We start from the raw sequence: 19,719 nt of genomic DNA, 5'->3' as shown, positions 1-19,719 counted from the left end.
TTGCCGTAGGCATCGTAATCGAACGAAGCGACCGTCGCCCCGGTATTCATCAACTGCACGTCACGCACCGAGCCTAAATGGTCTCGGGCATAATAAAGCCGCACATTGCCCGCAGTTCTGACCTCCCCTTCGGGATAATAACGCCGTGCCACCGAGTCCGTGGCTGAGCGGGCTTGACACAGAGTGTCGCCGCACCACAGATAGCGCATAACCGATGGCGCCATCACACCGTTACTGGATGTGATCGAAATCCGCCGGTCCAAACCGTCGTACGCGAACTGGTAATAGAAGCCCGGTTGTCCGGTCAACGCGACTTTGACCAGACGATTTTCCGCATCCCAGGCATAGTTACGCACGCCGTCGTTGGTGAGGTTGCCGTTGGCGTCGTAGGTATTGCTTTGGGTGTTGACGGCAGTGGCTTGATTCAAGCCATTGACCGCGATCGAGTTATTGCCTTTCGGCGTGTCAATGCCGGTCAGGTTGTCGCCAGCGTCATAGGCGTAGCGGTATTGATCGCCGCTGGAGACATCCACCGAGGTCAGTCGGTCTGCATCGTCATAGCCATAGGTATAGTCTTTGGCGGCCCAGTTTCCGCTTAAGGTCGTGGTTTCGTTGATTTGGCTGATCCGATTTTCCGGCGTGGTGACATAGCCGTAGCTACGCGCGGCGCCGATATGTTGGATGCCCAATAAACGCCGGTCGTTCTGGTTGTCATCGTACTCCAAAGTCGCGCCAACCTTGCCGGTGCTGTCTTGCAGAGCGGTCAATTGACCGGTTTCGCCGAGATAGGTTTGGGCAAAATTACCCAACGGGTTGTTGTGATTGATCAAACGGCCCAGCGCATCGTAACCGAACGTTTCGCTACTGGCATCCACGGTACGTTTCACTATCCGGCCCAATTCGTCGTACTGGTAAGCGAGGGTGTCGTTGTTAAAAGGACCGTCTGTTTGGCTCAGTTTTAGTGCGCCTAATTGGCCAATAGCCCGATATTGGTACTGCGTGGTGCCGGTGCCGTCGGTCATCGACGCCACTCTAGGGAACCAAGGATCGTAGCTAAAACTGACGTTCGGCGTGGTATTGACTGCATTGCTGTAAGTCAGCGCCGTCGGTTTATCGTCCTTGGCATAGGTGAAGGTTTTCTTTTGACCCAGCGCGTCAGTCACCGATTTGAGTCGGCTAGTCGTCGCTTCATAGGCAAACGTGGTTTGTTTGCCGTCGGCATAGGTTTTAGCCGTGACCCGACTTTGAATGTCGCGGCTCCAGCTGGTGACGTTGCCGTTGCCGTCGGTCAGGCTTTTTAAGGTTTGATTAGGGAAGTAGCCATACTGCGTTTGATGTCCTAACGGATCGGTTTCGGCAACCAAATTGCGCACCGCATCGTAGCTGTAATGCGTGACGCGGCCTTCGCGGTCGGTCACCGACACCTTGTCGAGCTTGTCCCAGGTGGTGGTTTGCGTGGTGCCGTCCGGATAGGTGATTTTAACCAGGCGGTCGAAGTCGTCGTAGCTGTACGCCAGGGTACGGCCTTCCGAATCGGTACGGGTTGCCACCCGACCATAGCTGTCGTAAGTCAGACTTAACTGAGTGTTGCCATTGGCATTGGTGACTTGAGTCAAATAACCGAGATTGTCGTAGTTGTAGCTGGTTATTTGGCCTAACGGGTCTTTCACTTCTGTCAGTTGGCCGGCGCTGTTATAGCTGTAAAAGGTCGTTTGTCCGGCGGCATCGGTCGAGGTTAACGGCAAATGCTGGCTGTTATAGGTATATTTGGCGATTGTGGTATAGGTGTTCGCCGCCGTTTTTTGGTCGATCTGTATTGGATCAATTTGATTGGCGGCGTAGGTGATTTTGGTATCGCGGCCCAGCGCATCGATTCGTTCGGTCACTTGCCCCAGACCGTTGTAACTGGTCTGAGTCAATTGGGTCGTGCCGTCGTCCAGGACCCGTCCTTGACGGGTGGGCTGATCATAGGTGCCGGACACCGCAGTGCCCAACCCGCCATTCGGTTGTCCTGGGTAATTGAACCAAATCCGATTTTCCAGTGGGTATTTAATGCTTTCCACGGGCTGGCAGGTAACCCCGGTATTTTGCGCACAATGGGTCCAATGCTTGATGCGGGCCTTGGTGTAATTCCCCGCCGCAATTTTATAGGCGTGTTTATCCCAGTAATAGGTATTTCTGCCGTTTATATAGGAATTAAACGGAGCAATTATGCCTTGCGGTATGGTGGACGTTGGATCGCTAAAAGGGATCGACGATATGCCTTGCTGGAATTCCAGGCGCTCGGTGTTTCCCAATGGATCGGTAGCCTGCAGGTAACGCGAGGTGCCGTTGCCGCCATAGGCAAATGTGGTGGTGCCATAGGGCGTGGTCATACTGTCGATCAACGATGCACCGTCATAATGAAAACCTGAGGTCAGCCCTAAAACGTCTGTAATACTGGTCAAGCGTCCACTGCTATCATAAGTCATTGAGGCACTACGTCCGAACGGATCGGTGATTTTTGTCACCAATAAAGGCTTCGTGCTCAAGTCGTAGCTAAACGTCGTATTACGGCCCGTGGCATCGGTCACGGAGGTCAGACGCAGCAGATTATCGTAATTTAAGGTCAGCGCATTGCCGCTTGGATCGACGATCTGGGTCAGAAACACCAAACGGCTTGACGTACTAGAACCGTTGGATTGCCCATAAACCTCGACACTGCCATTGGGCAAACGGCGCTCGTAGCGTACCGGATTACTGGAGACGAGGACTAAAACGGCTTGATTTTTAGTCTCCGGGGTAAACTGATGGGTAGTGCTGTTATAACCGCTGTAATCATAACTGCCGCCGCCCGCCGCGTAACGGGAAACACTGGCCCCCGGCGAATTAGGATTATCTTGTATGTAGGTTAACCAGTTCAGCGTCCATTTTTGACTGACGTTGAAGAAGCTGAAATTGGCGGGTTGGTCGGCATCCCGTTGGTTGTAAGTCAAGGTGCTGAGCACACCAGGCCCCTTTGGGGGACGGTAACCTACCGGTGTATCGCTTAAATTAAGGCTAACCGCCATCTCGGAGAAGTTATAGTCGCACATGCCGCAGTTACTTTTGTCGGGCTTAGCGGTATCCCCCTGAGACCCTACTTTGTTGGGGTCGTTGTTATTGGTATACCCCATACCATACAATTTATCGGCCTCGGCGAGCTGAATTTTGTGCCAGCCGACTTCGAGCTGTTTGGTTGGCACCAAGTAATGACCACTGGCTTCCTGATCGATCGCGTCGCTTGTCACCCATAAGTCTTGACCGAAAATAGGGTCTTGAATATGGTAACGGCCTTGGCGCTCTTCCAAGATGGCGGCATAATGGCTCACCTTCCAATGTACGACGGAAGGAACCGGAACCGGCTCGCCGGGGAGACGTTTGATTAGGGTATACGGAATATTGGCTTGCTTAGCCAGTTTACCGACTTCGGTCAGACTTACACCGTGACTGCCCGAACGGTAGTTGTCTAAGAACTCGACTTGTTTAGGCTTCATGCCTTGCGATAGCAGTAGATTTTTCAACGCCATCGGTCCGCATAAATAGGCAATACCGTAATTGTTGCGCATTTGCCATAAGCCTTCGCGCGCGCCGGCAACATTTTCCGTTGCGGGCCCCGAAACTTGCCGGTCACCCATTTCTGCAAAAAGGGCTTCCAAACGATCGGCATGCCCCACCCTGGCATGCATGCGCATGAGTTCGCCCAAAGCGCGATCGACTAACACTTTGGCTTGCGGTTCGGTCACGTCCTTACCTAAACGCCATGCCTTCTCCCATGCGTCAATGGCCAAACTGAAACGGCCGGCTTGGTAATAAGACAAGCCTAAATTCGTGAGCAGCGCCATTTGCCATCCTGATGTAGGATGTGCATCTACGTAGCTAGTTAATGCGCTGTAATCATCTTCGCTAGTGCGTTTTTGATATTTTTGAATAGCCGCAAGTAGCTCGCTATCTTCAGTCGCTGTCGTCGCGACGGTTGGGTAGAGCGGCTCGGCAAATTGCGTAGTACTGAGTTTTGCCAGTTGGGCATGGACCTCGTCCGCCGCAGGATTCGCATCGGCGTGGATCGCGGGTGATATTCCGCCAATCATCAACAGGAAAAACAGTTGGCGCCAACGTTTCAGGCTGTTACCGAATTTGACACCCCGTGAAACGCAGAAGCCGAATAGCCCGGCCGCCAAAAGTAGTATCGACGATGGTTCAGGAACGGTGCCGCCCCCTGTGTTTCCGTTATTCGCTTGGACCGTTAAATCGTCGACAGTAAATTGGGTGCAGTTAAGATTGCTGCAACCGTAAGGGTCGGAAGTATTCCCGGTTACGGCGGCAAAAAAGTCCAGTCGATTGATGCCGGTAAAATTGAAAGCGAATAATTGCGCGGCGGTCGAGGAAACGGTCACCGTCTTTGTAAACAACACCGAACCGTTCAATAAGCCTTCAACCGTGACATCGAGACCGTCGTAATAACCGGCGGCTAAGTAGGCATTGCCAACATTGAACAGACCGGATGAACTGAGTGAACCAACAACCGGCGAAACCGTAGAGCCGTTGATCAATTCGCCGCCACTGTATGCGGCGTTTGTCCCGGAAACCACTCCGTTGGAAAAACCAAAGAATTGATTCGCCGCGTCATATACAAAAGTATTGGACCAAATGTAGCCCTGGTAATTTGTTCCTGTTAAATCGATGTCGCCAACACTGGCATTCAGGTCGTCGTAATTGAGGGGGAGCGCCTGAGCGGGCGGGGTAAATAATATCAGGCTGGAGACTGCGAAAAGAAAAATGCTAACCGGCAAAACAAGAACGTTCATAAAAATCCCTCAAGAACATGTCCCATGCCTCCATTTATTCCTAGAGGCCAGCGAGAGTTGAATAAAATTTAGCTATACAATAACAGCAACCTACAAATAAAATCCAGAAACTAGCTGCTATATACCATAACATTGATATAAGTCACAACCTTGGCAGAAAATTTTGACGCGGCAATAAATTCAACTGACGAACTCATCTATTTTCATCGGATTGCAACTGATCGTAAGGCTTCAGTAAATCGCGGAACGGTTTGACATTTGTCTCTAAAACAAATCCATGTAACCGATGACCAGTAAGAAATGGATTCTCCTCTTGATTTTTCGATTGTTTGACGGCCGGCTAATGGCCGATATCGTCCCCTAACGAGCAGATCACCTTCACGTACCGGTCGACATCCCCGCGACTATCGCTGATGCGGTGGCGCAATCGGTCCCGGAACGCATATCCGCGGAGAAAATTCGCCTTGGCGTCGCCGGATATCCGCTTAAAACCGACGGCGTCCGCACTTAAATTGACCCTGACCGGATTTAAAACCCACTCTGCTGGACATAAAACATCTCCGATTGCGTTCTATCAGGATTCGGACGCATTGCCGACACCGGTGGCTGGAACGATGGGAATGTCGGCTACCCGTTCCGGTGTTGTGGCGGTGCGTACCGAGCGTCGGGAAATGCGGTCCAGGATGTTTTATATCCGGTCGGGACGTTTTAAGGTGCGGTAACTGTTACTGGAAGCGCGGGCGGGGAAGTCGGCAGTTTCAAAAAAGTGACTGGCCATGCGGTCGGATCGTTTTTAAAATGACCAGCCTGCCCCGCGTCGAGCGGCTTGGAAGCGCGATATGCTGCTGCGTCCGGATTTCGCGGCAAACCGAATCATCGTCAGACCGGCCTCCTCTATCCCGCTAGTGCTGCAGCGAAGTCATGCGAAAACTTCCCCGGTTGTACAGTCTAAAAGACGATTGGCCGGCTATCCCTTCCTCGGTGGACATTGTCTCGGTCGAAACCCACAAAAGCGCCGCCAGACCCCATCCCCGCTCTTCGGATATTCAGCTTTGCCCGCCAATGTGGTCTAATCAGCGCCCCATTCAATTTCCGGAAGTACCACCGATGCCTCTCGGCCGATTGTTCCGCACCGCCGCCCTGTTGAGCGCCGCCGTCTTGACGGCCTGCGACAACGCATCCGAGCGCGATGCCGGCGGTGCCGCGAACGTGATAGGCGCGGCGCCGGAACCGGTGCAAATCGTCGATTTCGCGGCATTGGGCTTGCAGGGACTGCGGAGTTTCGACGTGCAGGCCAACGGCGCTAAAGTGCATGCGGCGTTTATCGCCGACGGCGGCGATCCGCGCCAGCCCTACATCGGTTATCTGCATTCGGAAGACGGCGGCCGGCATTGGTCGGCGCCGGTGGCGCTGGCCGGGCAATTTCAGCGGCCGGTGGAATCGAAAACCGGCAACGATATTCAAGTGGCCGCTAGCGGCGACAATGTAGTTCTGGTTTGGCAAGTCAGCGGCGAGATTCCAGGCATGGGCCCGCTGTTCGTGGCGCGTTCGGCCGACGGCGGCCAAAGCTGGCAAGCCGGCGCCAACCCGACCGGCAGCGACATCGACCAATCTCACCACGATCTCGCGGCCGACGCGGCCGGTCGTTTTCATCTGGTCTGGCTGGACGACCGCGACGAAAACGGTTATCAGGGTGTGCGCTACGCTCGCTCCGACGACGCCGGCTTGCATTGGCAAGCCGCGCAAAGCGTGGACGACAGCAGTTGTTCGTGTTGCTGGAACCGGATCGCGGCGGCGCCGGACGGCAAGGTCGACATTCTGTACCGCGACATGGAACCGCGCGACATGGCGTTGGCGCAATCCGCCGATACCGGCATCAGCTGGCAACGGGCCGCCACGGTCGGCGGCTTCGGCTGGAAATTCGACGGTTGTCCGCACAACGGCGGCAGCCTGGCCTATGCCGACGACGCCAGCCGGCACGCGCTGGTGTGGACCGGCGCGGACCAACAGGTCGGCCTGTATCATTTGCAGTCGGCCGACGGCGGCGCGAGTTGGAGCGCGCCACATCGGCTGGGCGACGGCATGAGCCCGTTCCACGCCGATCTGGCCGCCGGCGCGGAGCGCTTGCTCGCGGTTTGGGACGCGCTGGGACCGTCGGGCTCGAAAGTGTATCTGGCCGAGTCCGCCGACCACGGCGCGAATTGGACGCCGGGCCGCTTGCTGTCCGCGCCGGCCGCCTCGGCTGGTTTTCCGCGCATCGTCGCAACCGGCCAGGACTGGCTGGCATTGTGGTACGAGCAACAACCGGGTTCCGCCAAACAATGGCGGGCCGCGTTGATTCATTAGATTTTTGTCATTCGAGAGGTAGTCATGCCCAAGTCGCACATTACAACAATAATAAAAGCCGGTCTGATGGCGACGGCACTGCTGAGCCCGGTGTCGGCGCTGGCGCACGCCATCCTGGTGAAGTCGCAACCGGCCAAGGACGAGGAAGTCAAGGAAGCGCCGAAACAAGTGGATTTGTGGTTCAACGATCCGGTCCGTAGCGAATACAAAGCCTTGGCGGTCATCGACGCCGCCGGCAAGCGCGTCGATAATCACGACGTCGAACAAAGTCTGACCGACGGCTCCCATATTCACGCCACGGTCGCCAACTTGGCGCCGGGCAAGTACACGGTCCGCTATCGGGTGGTGTCGGAAGATACGCACATCGTCACCGGCAAATTCGATTTCACCGTGAAACCTTAATTCCCAGGCAAGCCCATGACCCGTTTTTCCTTTTCCCTGACCGCCGCGCTGCTGGCCGCGCTGCCAATATTGAGCGGCTGCGATAAACTCGGCTTCGGCGCCAAACAATCCAACGCCTTGGGCAACCGCCCCGATCTGGATTGCATCATCGCCAACGACTTTTACGCGGTGCATTTCAGTGCTTACATCCAGCCGGAAAAAACCGATAACGCCGCCGACGCCAAAGCCGCCTTCGTGCCGTTTTGTCAGCAAATCCCCCGCGCCGGCAAGATGTTTTTCACCGCCGATTTGATCGACCGCGACATCCGCGCTACCCCGATCGGCGTGAAACTGGTTGAAGTCGAAAAGACCGGCCAACAGCCGCCGAACGATATCCGCGAGATCCGTACCGTCGCCGAGTTTCCGGCCAAACTCTATCCGCGCGGCGCCGTCGAGGCACAGGCCGATGTCGATAAAACCGGCGACTACGTGCTGTACTTTTTAATCGGCGATGCGATCGAGGAAGACGACAAATTTCGGGTGCCGCTGGAAGTCGGCGTGGCGCCGGCCGGCGCCCAACCGCCGCTGGTGCTGATCGGTGGCAGCGTTGGCGGATTATTATTGGCCGGATTTGGCGTGTGGTTTTTTCTACGCAAGCGCAAACCGAGCCCGCCATCCGAAGGCCAGGAGAATTAACGCGATGTGTCAGCTAAACCTATGTTTTCAGCCGGCATGGCTGGTTCGCACCCTGCTGGCCTGTTGGCTGTTGACGCAATCCGCCTGGGTTGCCGCCCACCCGCCGGGTTTAAGTTCGGTCGACGTGGTGGTCAAACCCGACGGCGTCATCGCCAAGGTGACGTTCGCGCTACAAGACATCGAGGCCTTCTCGCCGATGGATAGCGATCTGGACGCCGAAGTCAGCGAGGCCGAGCGCGAGGCGGCCAAACCCGCCGTCGCCAAATTATTGGCCGATCAATTTCGACTTCTGGACGGCAATGCCGTGCTGGCGCCCAGCGAACCGGGCCGGGTCGATTACGACGAGCAAAACAACGCCCACGTCGAGTTCCATTTCGGACCGCTAAGCTCGGGCCGACTGACGCTTCAATCCGCTTTTCTGGCTTCGCTGCCGGACGGTCATCAGCAATACCTGACGGTCAAGGACGGCAACGGCAAAACCTTGGCGGAAAAAATGTTGGGTAAAAACGACGCCAGCCTGAGCGTCGAGTTGACGGCTGGCGCGGCGCAAGCCGGCGGTGGCGCTTGGCTGACGGCCTTCGCCGACTTTTTTAAGCTGGGCGTCGAACACATTCTGACCGGTTACGATCACTTGCTGTTTTTGTTTGCATTGCTGGCGGTCACCCACAATTTCTGGCCGGCGCTGAAAATCATCACCTTCTTCACGATCGCCCATTCGATCACGTTAGCGCTGGCCGGCTTGAACTTGGTCGAGCTGCCGAGCAGCTTCGTCGAACCCTTCATCGCCGCGACGATTATTTATGTCAGCGCCGAGAATCTGATACGCGGCGACCATCCCAAGGGCCGCGAATGGCTCACTTTCGGCTTCGGCCTCGTTCACGGCTTCGGTTTTGCCAGCGTGTTGCGGGAAATGGAGATTTCCAGCAGCGATACCGGCATCTTGTTGCCGCTGCTGTCGTTCAACCTAGGCATCGAGACCGGCCAGATCGCGGTCGCCGCGATCGTGTTACCGATCATCTGGTGGTTGAATAATCAAATCGCGATCGCCGACAGATTTTTGAAAAGCTGTTCGGCGGCGGTGTGCATGATGGGCGCTTACTGGTTGTTGGAACGTACGGTTTTGTAGCGCCGAGGGGGACGGCGAGCAGACGCGGCGCCCGCCGTCGTCCCCGGACACTTCGGCCGGTTTTCCAGGTTGACGGCCAAGCCGAATACGCCGCAAACTAGGCGATCGCGCGGGCGCCTGGATTGGGCCTTCGCCCATCGGACAGGAGCTTAAGCCCAGTGATTAAGAAAATCGAGGTCGGCGATCTGCGGCCTGGCATGTACGTCCACGATTTGAACCGCGACTGGTCCGAGCATCCGTTCTTGCGCAACCGGTTTAAGCTGGCGTCGGCGCAAGATGTCGAAAAAATCGCCGATTTGGGCTTGCGTTACGTCTACATCGACACCGACAAAGGCGACGACTTGGCGCCAAGTGGCGACTCGAACCAATTCACGCCGGCTCAGACCAGCGAAATCCATCGCAGCGCCGCTATCGAGCCTATCGTGGCGGCGGTGCCGATCGCGGAAGAACTGCGCCAAGCCCGCCACGTCTACCACGAAGCCCATTCCATAGTGCGCGACATGTTACAGGATTGCCGATTGGGCAAGCAGGTGGCGCTGGAACAAGCCCGCCCAGTGGTCACGGCGATTACCGAGTCGATTTTCCGCAATCCGGATGCCTTGGTCAGCTTGTTGCGCTTGAAGCGCGCCGATCAATACACGTTCCAACATTCGGTCGCGGTCGGCACATTGCTCATCAGTTTTTGCCGGGCGCTGAACATCGAGCGGGCCGAAATCGAATTGGCAGGCATGGGCGGACTGTTACACGACATCGGCAAGATGCGGATTCCACAGGAGCTGCTGAACAAAGCCGGCAAATTGACGAGCGCCGAATTCGAAATCGTCAAGGGCCATGTCGAGGCCGGCCGCGGTCTATTGGAAAATACTTTCGGCATCTCGCCGATATCGATCAGCGTCGCGGCCGAACACCACGAGCGTTACGACGGCAGCGGCTACCCGCTGGGCTTGATCGGCGAGCAAATCAGCCGCTTCGGTCAGATGGCGGCCATCGTCGACGTATACGACGCTTTGACTTCGAACCGGGTCTACCACAACGGCACCGAACCGACCGCCGTGCTGAAAACCTTGCTGGAGGGCGGCGGCAGCCATTTCAATACCCGTTTGGTGCACCAGTTCATCCGCACGGTCGGCATCTACCCGGTGGGCACCCTGGTCAAATTGGAGAGCGACGAGTTGGCCGTGGTAGTCGAGCAACATCGCGAAGACTTGCTGCATCCCAAGGTCAGGACCATATTCGATGCCAGACAACGGCGTTTTATCAAACCGCGCGACTACGATTTGGCGAAGCCGAGTTGTAACCGGCGGATATTAAGTTTTGAAATGCCGGGCCGGTGGCGGATAGAACCGACGGCTTATTTGCGGCAATAGCGGCGGAGGGCAAAAAAGGAGCGGAGCGAGCCGGCCTGTGAGGACACCGCCCGCCCCGCGTTTAGCGATTATGCGTCGTAGTTGGCGCTGGCGAATTCCCAGTTGACCAAGGCCCAGAACGCTTCCAGGTATTTAGGACGCAGGTTGCGGAAGTCGATGTAATAGGCGTGTTCCCAAACGTCGCAGGTCAGAATGGGAGTTTGACCGGCGGTCAACGGGCAACCGGCGTTACTGGTGCTGACCAGCTCCAAACTACCGTTGGCGTTTTTCACCAACCAAGCCCAGCCGGAACCGAAGGTGGTCACCGCGCATTTGGTGAACTCTTCCTTGAATTTGTCGAACGAGCCGAAGGTGCGGTCGATCGCGTTGGCCAAACCGCCGGTCGGCGCGCCGCCGCCGTTCGGCGACAGGCTGTTCCAATAGAAGGTGTGATTCCAAATTTGGGCCGCATTGTTGAAGATGCCGCCGGAGGATTTTTTGACGATTTCTTCCAGCGTCAGACCTTCGAACTCGGTACCGGGTACCAGATTGTTCAGATTGGTCACGTAGGTTTGGTGATGTTTGCCGTAGTGATACTCGATGGTTTCCACGGAAATATGCGGCGCCAAAGCGTCTTTTGCGTACGGTAATGCAGGTAATTCAAAAGCCATCTTCTTTCTCCAGAGTGATTGAACAGCAGCAACTTATTAGGCTCCGGAAGTACCTTCGCCTAATTACCCAGCATTATAATAAAGAATTATCACAGATCACCATCTAATCGCAGGGGAATAGGCATGGCGCTTGAGATTGAGCATAAATTTTTGTTGGCGAACGACGATTGGCGAGCCGAAGTCGAGCATTCGGTGTCCTACCGGCAAGGCTATTTGAGCGGCAGTCCGCTCAGTTCGGTGCGGGTACGCGTCTCGGACACTCAAGCCTGGCTAAACATCAAAAGCGCGACGATAGGCACCCATCGCCACGAATTCGAATACGAAATTCCGCTGGCCGACGCCAACACGCTATTGGATGAGTTGTGCCACAAACCGTTAGTCGAGAAAACCCGCCATTTCGTGCGCCGTAATCCGCACCTGTGGGAAATCGACGAATTCATCGGCGACAACCAAGGGCTGATCGTCGCCGAAATCGAGCTGTCGCAAATCGGCGAATCCTTTGAAAAACCAGCTTGGCTGGGCCAGGAAGTCACCGATGATTTGCGCTATTACAACAACAATTTGTCGCAAAAACCGTTCAAGGATTGGGATAAATAACAATAATTTAACCAACACATTGAAATGGTGTTTGAAATGCACTATAGTCAATGTATGGTTAAAGCTACTATTGTTGTTTTTTTGATACTTTTTTCCTCCGCCGCGTCCGCTTCGGAGCTTTCCAGCGTGATTGCCACCCTGGAAAGCAATTGGGCCAACGCGTATTACCAGCACGACGAAGACCGTCAGAAACTGGAATATCCGCTGTTGCTAGCACAAGCCGCCGAATTGGCGGCGCGCTATCCGAATGCCGCCGAACCCAAGATTTGGCAAGCTACGATCATGGTCACCAACGCGGCCTTCCAATCCTCGCTGACAGCGCTGTCCACGCTGGATTCGGCGAAGGCGTTACTCGAAGAAGCGATTCATATGAACCCCAATGCGTTGGACGGCGCCGCTTACGTGATGCTCGGCACCTTGTATTACATGGTACCCGGCTGGCCGGTATCGTTCGGCGACAACCAGAAAGCCGAGCAAATGCTTAAAACCAGCCTGAGCATCAACCCTAACGGTGTCGACGCCAATTATTTTTACGCCGATTACCTGCTCGACCAAGACCGTACCGCCGAAGCAGTAAGCTTTCTGCAAAAAGCGATTCAGGCACCACTGCGCAAGCAGCCCTCGTTGGCGGACCTGCGCTTGCGCGACGCCGCCAAATCGGCCCTGACCCAAGCCGAGCAAGGCCGGCAAGCCGGCGGCAAAACCAAATACCAGTCGCTGTTTGCGGACGCCAACAACCAAACCCGCTAAATCCGGCTGAAAGCAAAGCCTGAGCATGTAGAATGGGCTAAGTTTTTCAGAAGCGCGTAGCGGCAATCATGATAATCACCCGTTCCCGGCTGGCGGCAGTCTTCGTTCTGCTGCTTCCTTACTTGGTCGCTGCCGCCGACCCGTCACCGGAAAACGTCGTTCTGCAACTCAAATGGTTCCACCAGTTCCAATTCGCCGGCTATTACGCGGCGGTGGAACAAGGCTATTACGCCGAGGAAGGCTTACAGGTCGAAGTTCGCGAACGCTCGCCAAACCAGGATTACATTCGGCAAGTCGCCGACGGCGCGGCCGATTACGGTATCGGCGACTCCGGCATCGTCGCCGACTATGCCAACGGCAAGCCCATCGTCGCCCTGGCCGCCATCTTTCAGCACGACGCGCTGGTGCTGTTCAGCAAACAAGCGTCCGGCATCATCAGCCCTTACGAGATGGCCGGCAAGCGCATCATGTACGACGTGGTCGGCGAAAACAACGCGCCGGTGCGGGCGCTGCTGTCGGAAGCCAATCTCAACGAGAGCCATTACGTCAAAGTCCCGGAAAGCTTCGACGACGCGGATTTGATCCAGGACCGGGTCGACGTGATGTCCGGCTATATCACCGATCGCCCTTACACCCTGCAGAAAGCCGGCATCAGCTTCAACATCATCAATCCGCAAAACTACGGCGTCGATTTCTACGGCGACCTACTGTTCACCAGCCAAACCGAATTGGCGCGCCACCCCGGTCGTGCCGAACGCTTTCGCCGCGCCAGCCTGAAAGGTTGGCAATACGCCTTGGATCATCCGGACGAAATCATCCGGCTGATCCGCTCGAAATACCGCAACGACTTGAGCGAAGCGCAACTGCGCTTCGAAGCCACCGAAACCCGCAAGCTGATCCTACCGGACAAGATCCCGCTCGGCCAGATCGAAACCGGCCGACTGCGGCGCGTCGCCGAAATCTACGCCAGCCTGAATCTGGCCAAGCCGCTAAACGACGCCCAATTGGACGGTTTTGTATACGGCGGCGGCAACCAATCCAGCGGGCCGCAACTTTCCGCCGAAGAACGTCAATGGTTGCAGACCCATCGCCAGATCCGGCTGGGGATAGACCCTAACTTTGCCCCTTACGAGTCGATAGACGCCCAAGGCCAATACATCGGCATCGCGCCGGATTTCCTTCGTCTGGTGAGCCGCCTGCTGAATGTCGAATTCGTACCGGTTCGCGACAAAACCTGGCACGAAACCCTGGAAATGGCGCAACGCGGCGAATTGGACATGATCGCCGCCGCGGTCAAAACCCCCGAACGCGAGCACTACCTGAGTTTTACCCAAGCCTATATTTCGACGCCGACCGTCATCATCGCGCCGGAAAGCAGCGGCTACATTGGGTCGTTACAAATGCTGGCGGGCCAACGCGTCGCCGTCGAAAAAGGCTATTTCGTCCAGGAATTGCTGCGTCGCGACCACCCGACGCTGCAACAACTGGAAGCCGCATCGGTCGGCGAAGCGCTGAACCTGGTCGCGGAAGGCAAGGCCGACGTGTATATCGGCGACGCCGCCTCGGCCAGCCACGCTCTCGGCCGCGCCGGCCTGCTGAATTTGCGCATCGCCGGCCAAGCCGGCTACCTGAGCGAAAGCCGGATGGCGGTAAGCAAGACCAATCCGGAATTGCTGTCGGCTCTGGAAAAAGCCTTGACCACCATCAGCCACGCCGAACACGACGCCATCGTCAACCGCTGGCTGGGCCTGAAAATCGAGCAAGGCATCCGCCCGGAAACTCTGTTCAAATGGGGCTTGCCGGCCATTCTGACCTTTGCCCTGGTCGGTTATTGGCTGTATCGGCTGAACCGCGAGGTCAAGGCTCGCAAGCGCAGCCAAGCCGAATTGGCGCTGCTCTACACCAACATGTCGCTCGGATTCGCGCTGCACCAAGTGATCCGCGATGCCACCGGCAAGATCGTCGATTACCGCTATCTCGACATCAACCCGGCCTTCGAACGCATGACCGGCATCGCCCGGCAAGAATGGCTGAACAAAACCGTCCGGCAATTGCTGCCGGACACCCACTGCCCGTGGATCGCCAGCTTCGACGACCTGGAAACCAGCGGCGAACCGCGCCATTTCGAAAACCGCGTCGAGGAAATCGGCCGCTGGTACGCAATCGACAGCTACAAGGCCGACACCGACCGTTTCGTGGTACTGGTCCAGGACATCACCGAGCGCAAACAAACCGAACTGGCGCTGACGCAGAGCGAGGAACGTTTCCGGATGAGCCAGATCTACGGCGGCATCGGCATCTGGGAAGCGGAGTTGCTGACCGGCCGGCAGTTTTGGTCCGAGATCGTCACCGGCAGCCTGGGCTTTCCGAAAACCGCGCAACACAGTTGGGGCGATTTTTTGGCGGCGGTGCATGTCGAGGACCGGCCGGCGGTGCTGGCCGCGACTCGCGCCCACCTGGAAACCGGCGCGAAATACGATGTCGAGTACCGGATCGTGGACGCCGACGGTCAAAAACGCTGGATGCGCTCGGTCGGCCAGGCCGAACGCGACAGCGAGGGCAAACCGCTACGGATGCGCGGCATCGTCCACGACATCAGCGAACGCAAGGCGGCCGAGGAAAAGCAGCGGCTGTGGGCACGGGTGTTTTCCGACGCGCACGAAGGTATCGTCATCACCGATACCGACGCCAATATTATCGATGTCAACGCCGCCTTCACCGCCATCACCGGCTACGACCGCGCCGAAGTGCTCGGCCTAAACCCGCGCCTGCTGAAATCGGACAAGCAGCCCGACGAGTTTTTCGCCGAGATGTGGCTGGCATTGACCGACAGCGGCCATTGGCAGGGCGAAATCTGGAACCGGCGCAAAAACGGCGACTGCTACGCCGAGCTACTGACGATTTCGGCGTTGCGCGACGATGCCGGCAAGATCGTTCATTACATCGGTCTGTTTTCCGACATTACCGATACCAAGCGCCAGCAACAAGCATTGGAAGTATTGGCCCACTACGACGTATTGACCCAATTGCCCAACCGGGCGCTGTTCGGCGACCGCTTTGCTCAGGCGATCGCCCACAGCAAGCGCTCGGAATGCTTACTGGCGGTCTGTTACCTGGATCTGGATGGCTTCAAACAGGTCAACGACGGCTACGGCCACGAGGCCGGCGATCAATTGCTGGTGCAAGTCGCCAAGCGCATCCGTCAAAATCTGCGCGAGGGCGACACCGTGTGCCGATTGGGCGGCGACGAATTCGCGCTGCTGTTCGAAAACCTGCAATCGGTATCGCAATGCGAAGATACGTTAAAACGCATCCATCAAGCCATCGCGGAACCCTTCGAGCTGGCGGCCGGTCCGGTCCGGATCGCCGCCAGCAGCGGCGTAACGATCTATCCGCTCGACCGCGAAGAACCCGACCTTCTGCTGCGCCACGCCGATCACGCGATGTATCAGGCTAAACTGGCCGGCCGCAACTGCTACCGCCTCTACGACGAACTTGCCGAGTTGCCGGAGCGGAAGTCGGCGCCGCCGAACCGGCTGGAACTGGCGTTGCGGGAAATCGGCGCCGCGCTCGAACAAGGTCAGTTCCGCCTGTATTACCAACCCAAAGTCAATCTGGCTAGCGGCGAAGTGGTCGGCGCCGAAGCGCTAATCCGCTGGCAACATCCGGAGCGGGGCTTGCTGGCACCGGCTGAATTCCTGCCCATCGTCGAAGGTCATCCGTTGGAAATCGACATCAGCAACTGGGTAATAAGAAGCGCCTTCGCCGAATTGCAGCGCTGGCAAGACACCGGTCTCAAGCTGCAGATCAGCGTCAACGTCTCGCCGCGCCATTTGCAATGGCCGCGATTCGTGCCGGAGTTGGAGCAATTGCTGGCGGCCCATCCGGGTATTTCGTCGCGGCAATTGGAACTGGAAGTGTTGGAAAGCAGCGTGCTCGACGACCTGATCTCGGTCGGCGAAGTCTTGAAGCAGTGCTATCACGAACTGGGCATCCCCTGCGTGCTGGACGACTTCGGTACCGGCTATTCGTCGCTGACCCATCTGCGGCACTTAACCATTAGCGCGGTCAAGATCGACCAAAGCTTTGTGCGCGGCATGATCGACGACCCGGACGACTTATCGATCGTCGAAAGCGTGATCGCCTTGGCCAGAGCCTTCAAGCGCGACGTAGTCGCCGAGGGCGTCGAAGACATTGAACACGGCGTGTTTCTGATCCATCTAGGCTGCCATTTGGCCCAAGGCTTCGGCATCGCCCGGCCCATGCCGGCCACGGCACTGGCCGACTGGATCCGCGATTACCGCAACTACCCGGCCTGGACCGCTAGCGCGCGGAACCCGTTGCATCCTGGCCGCGTCCAGTTGTCGCTGCTGAAATTGCAGCAACAATATTGGTTGCGCCGTCTGGAAGCCTATCTGCGCGCGCCGGCCGACAACGGCGGCTATTGGCCGACCTTGATCCAGAAAAAATCGCACATGAACAAATGGCTGGAACGCTTGGAACTGGAAACCAGCGCCGACCGCCGTTTGCTGGGCAAACTGGCGCAAGCCCAAGCCCGTCAAACCTTGCTGGCCGAACAAGTGTTGCGGGAACACCAACAGGGACGGCCCGCACTGACCGGCGAGACCTACCAACGTTTGTTGAACGCCAACCTCGATATCATCCAGCTCTTGGAACAACTGGAGCTTTACATCTAAAAGGATTTTCGCCCCGGAGCATGAAACAGATGGGCGTGGGAGGGGCTTTAGCCGCGACCGATGGCGTTGCGACACCGGGATGTCCGTCACTTGCCCAACGACTTTCATCGCAAGCGGACTCAACCAAACTCGCGCAATCCCTCGGTCAACTTGGCGAAATCGAAATGCTCGGCCAGACAGTCAGCCAGGCTGTCGATACCCGCCTCGCGCAAGGCCGCCAAATCCACCGCGCCGGCGTCGGCGTTACCGGCCCAGGCGAGTAAGGCATCGGCCGCCGCCGGCAAATCGAACAAGCCGTGCAAATAAGTACCGGCCACCTGGCCGTCGACCGACACGGCACCGTCCGGGCCGGCCGCCAATTCCAACAGCGGCCGCGCCAAGCCCGGTCCGCGACTGACGCCCATATGAATTTCATAGCCCGCCACGGCTGTTTCTGTGCCGGCCAGTCGGCCGCCGGTTTGGCGCAGGCATTTGTCCGGCGCCAGCTCGGTCTCGATGTCCAACAAACCCAGACCGGCCACGCTACCCGGCTCGCCCTCAATGCCGCGCGGGTCGTGTATTGCCCGGCCCAGCATTTGAAAGCCGCCGCAAATACCCAGCAGTTTGCCGCCATAGCGCAAATGGCGTTGGATGAAGGTATCCCAGCCCATCGCCCGCAAACGCGCCAAGTCGCGGCGCACCGCCTTACTGCCCGGCAGCACCACTAAATCGGCGCCGCCGATCCGCTCGGGCGATTTGGCGAAACGCACCCGCACGCCGGGATGCAGTTGTAACGGATCGAAGTCGGTATGGTTGCTGAAGCTGGGCAGATGCGGCACGACGATGTCGAACGGCCGTGCACCGCTGCCGCGGGCATGCCGGCTGGACAAGGCGTCCTCGGCCTCCAGGAACAAATCGGGCAAATAAGGCAACACCGCCAGTACCGGCTTGCCGGTTTCGGCTTCCAACCAGTCCAAGCCGGGTTGCAGCAGCCCGATGTCGCCGCGAAACCGGTTGATCACGAAGCCGATGACTCGCCGCCGCTCGCTTTCGCTCAACAGCGCCAAAGTACCGACAATGTGGGCGAACACCCCGCCGCGATCGATGTCGGCGATCAAGATGACCGGACAGTCGACCGCTTCGGCGAAACCCATATTAGCGATATCGCCGGCCCGCAAATTGATTTCGGCCGGACTGCCGGCACCTTCGACGATCACCGCTTGATATTGTCCGGTCAAACGCCGCCAGGAGGCCAACACCGCCTGCATCGCCACCGTCTTGTAATCGTGATATTGCGCGGCGGACTGGTTGGCCAGTACCCGGCCGTGAATGATGACCTGAGCGCCGGTATCGGAATGGGGCTTCAGCAGCACTGGATTCATGTCGCTATGCGGCGGCAAGCCGCACGCGGCGGCCTGCACCGCCTGGGCGCGGCCGATTTCGCCGCCGTCCACCGTCACCGCGCTGTTCAAAGCCATGTTTTGCGGCTTGAACGGCGCCACCGCCACGCCCTGGCGCCGGTAGTAACGGCACAGCGCCGTCACCAGCGTGCTCTTACCGGCATCGGAAGTGGTGCCTTGCACCATCAAGGCTTTAGGGATCATCTTGCCAAGCGTTTTCCCAGACCAACGCCGACAAGGCTTGCGGCGTCGCCCAGTTTTCCAGTTCCAACATCGGCTTGGGGTAAAACTCGGCGACGTGGCCCAAACACAAAATCGCGATCGGCTTGGCGCCGGCGGGCATGTTCAGCAAGGCCGCCAACGCCGCCGGATCGAACAGCGACACCCAGCCCATGCCGAGGCCTTCGGCGCGAGCCGCCAACCACAGGTTTTGTATCGCGCAGGCCGCCGACGCCACATCCATTTCCGGCAGGGTGCGCCGGCCGAAGATATGCCGCTCGCGCCGATCCGGCAAGGCCACCACCAGCAATTCGCCGCAATCGAGGATACCCTCCACCTTCAAACGCATGAATTCGTCGCGGCGTTCGGCCAACGCCTCGGCGGTGGCGACGCGTTCTTGTTCGACCAGGTCGTGAAGGCGCTGCCGCAATGTGGAATCGGTGATACGAATAAAGCGCCAGGGCTGCATCAGACCGACGCTGCCGGCTTGATGCGCGGCTTGCAGCAAGCGGGCCAGTAAGGCCGGATCGACCGGATCGGACAGAAAATGGCGCATATCGCGACGCTCGGCGATCACCCGGTAAACGCAGGCAATTTCGGCCGCACTGAACGCCGAAGCCGCGCCGGTTTCGCCGGATTCACTAATCGGCACGGGCCGATTCACAAGGCCACCGCCAGCAATACC

The 19,719-nt window shown here is 57.7% G+C and carries 12 protein-coding genes; 8 read left to right on the top strand and 4 right to left on the bottom strand.

Annotation, left to right across the window (positions count from 1 at the left end; all coding sequences use genetic code 11):
* Window positions 1-4,826 (bottom strand): PEP-CTERM sorting domain-containing protein (locus tag BJL95_RS13645; RefSeq protein ID WP_071158689.1); only part of this gene is annotated, 4,826 nt, incomplete at its 3' end.
* Window positions 4,827-5,747: 921 nt separating this feature from the next.
* On the opposite strand from BJL95_RS13645, the gene BJL95_RS13640 reads away from it, so the two are divergent.
* From BJL95_RS13640 to BJL95_RS13620, 5 genes are all read left to right on the top strand, one after another.
* On the top strand, window positions 5,748-7,172 hold the full coding sequence (locus BJL95_RS13640) for a sialidase family protein (protein ID WP_254786801.1): 1,425 nt from the start codon (window positions 5,748-5,750) through the stop codon (window positions 7,170-7,172).
* Window positions 7,173-7,196: 24 nt separating this feature from the next.
* Window positions 7,197-7,574, top strand: coding sequence for a copper resistance CopC family protein (locus BJL95_RS13635; RefSeq protein WP_064025517.1), 378 nt, complete (start codon window positions 7,197-7,199; stop codon window positions 7,572-7,574).
* A 15-nt stretch (window positions 7,575-7,589) separates the two neighbouring features.
* On the top strand, window positions 7,590-8,249 hold the full coding sequence (locus tag BJL95_RS13630) for a hypothetical protein (RefSeq protein ID WP_071158685.1): 660 nt from the start codon (window positions 7,590-7,592) through the stop codon (window positions 8,247-8,249).
* A 4-nt stretch (window positions 8,250-8,253) separates the two neighbouring features.
* Complete coding sequence (locus BJL95_RS13625) at window positions 8,254-9,375, top strand: HupE/UreJ family protein (protein WP_071158683.1); 1,122 nt, start codon at window positions 8,254-8,256, stop codon at window positions 9,373-9,375.
* Between the two features lie 158 nt (window positions 9,376-9,533).
* Entirely contained in the window at window positions 9,534-10,742 is a 1,209-nt protein-coding gene (locus BJL95_RS13620; protein ID WP_071158681.1) for an HD-GYP domain-containing protein, read from the top strand.
* A gap of 68 nt (window positions 10,743-10,810) precedes the next feature.
* Here the strand turns inward: BJL95_RS13620 and sodB are convergent, their stop codons facing one another.
* Complete coding sequence (gene sodB, locus BJL95_RS13615) at window positions 10,811-11,392, bottom strand: superoxide dismutase [Fe] (RefSeq protein ID WP_064025524.1); 582 nt, start codon at window positions 11,390-11,392, stop codon at window positions 10,811-10,813.
* Window positions 11,393-11,515: 123 nt separating this feature from the next.
* Between sodB and BJL95_RS13610 the strand changes: the two genes are divergently transcribed.
* From BJL95_RS13610 to BJL95_RS13600, 3 genes are all read left to right on the top strand, one after another.
* A complete protein-coding gene (locus BJL95_RS13610) occupies window positions 11,516-11,989 on the top strand; it encodes a CYTH domain-containing protein (RefSeq protein ID WP_071158679.1) in 474 nt (157 codons plus the stop codon).
* 126 nt (window positions 11,990-12,115) lie between these two features.
* Window positions 12,116-12,739, top strand: a complete 624-nt coding sequence (locus BJL95_RS13605; protein ID WP_254786800.1) for a tetratricopeptide repeat protein — start codon at window positions 12,116-12,118, stop codon at window positions 12,737-12,739.
* Between the two features lie 68 nt (window positions 12,740-12,807).
* Window positions 12,808-17,436, top strand: coding sequence for an EAL domain-containing protein (locus BJL95_RS13600; protein WP_071158677.1), 4,629 nt, complete (start codon window positions 12,808-12,810; stop codon window positions 17,434-17,436).
* A 119-nt stretch (window positions 17,437-17,555) separates the two neighbouring features.
* Here the strand turns inward: BJL95_RS13600 and BJL95_RS13595 are convergent, their stop codons facing one another.
* Together BJL95_RS13595 and bluB are read right to left on the bottom strand one after the other, a co-directional pair.
* Complete coding sequence (locus tag BJL95_RS13595) at window positions 17,556-19,019, bottom strand: cobyric acid synthase (RefSeq protein ID WP_071158675.1); 1,464 nt, start codon at window positions 19,017-19,019, stop codon at window positions 17,556-17,558.
* Window positions 19,009-19,680, bottom strand: a complete 672-nt coding sequence (bluB, locus tag BJL95_RS13590; RefSeq protein ID WP_071158690.1) for a 5,6-dimethylbenzimidazole synthase — start codon at window positions 19,678-19,680, stop codon at window positions 19,009-19,011. The genes BJL95_RS13595 and bluB overlap by 11 nt, the downstream gene beginning before the upstream one ends.
* Window positions 19,681-19,719: the final 39 nt, after the last annotated feature.

The sequence above is a fragment of the Methylomonas sp. LWB genome (assembly GCF_001856095.1).
Lineage (GTDB): Bacteria > Pseudomonadota > Gammaproteobacteria > Methylococcales > Methylomonadaceae > Methylomonas > Methylomonas koyamae_A.
This window is presented reverse-complemented; position numbering and strand designations above follow the sequence as displayed.

What these genes read in the sequence shown, in the direction of transcription:
- BJL95_RS13595 (WP_071158675.1), bottom strand. Translation starts at nt 19,019, where the DNA reads ATGATCCCTAAAGCCTTGATGGTGCAAGGCACCACTTCCGATGCCGGT.
- sodB (WP_064025524.1), bottom strand. Translation starts at nt 11,392, where the DNA reads ATGGCTTTTGAATTACCTGCATTACCGTACGCAAAAGACGCTTTGGCG.
- BJL95_RS13630 (WP_071158685.1), top strand. Translation starts at nt 7,590, where the DNA reads ATGACCCGTTTTTCCTTTTCCCTGACCGCCGCGCTGCTGGCCGCGCTG.
- BJL95_RS13600 (WP_071158677.1), top strand. Translation starts at nt 12,808, where the DNA reads ATGATAATCACCCGTTCCCGGCTGGCGGCAGTCTTCGTTCTGCTGCTT.
- BJL95_RS13610 (WP_071158679.1), top strand. Translation starts at nt 11,516, where the DNA reads ATGGCGCTTGAGATTGAGCATAAATTTTTGTTGGCGAACGACGATTGG.
- BJL95_RS13640 (WP_254786801.1), top strand. Translation starts at nt 5,748, where the DNA reads ATGCGAAAACTTCCCCGGTTGTACAGTCTAAAAGACGATTGGCCGGCT.
- BJL95_RS13635 (WP_064025517.1), top strand. Translation starts at nt 7,197, where the DNA reads ATGCCCAAGTCGCACATTACAACAATAATAAAAGCCGGTCTGATGGCG.
- BJL95_RS13625 (WP_071158683.1), top strand. Translation starts at nt 8,254, where the DNA reads ATGTGTCAGCTAAACCTATGTTTTCAGCCGGCATGGCTGGTTCGCACC.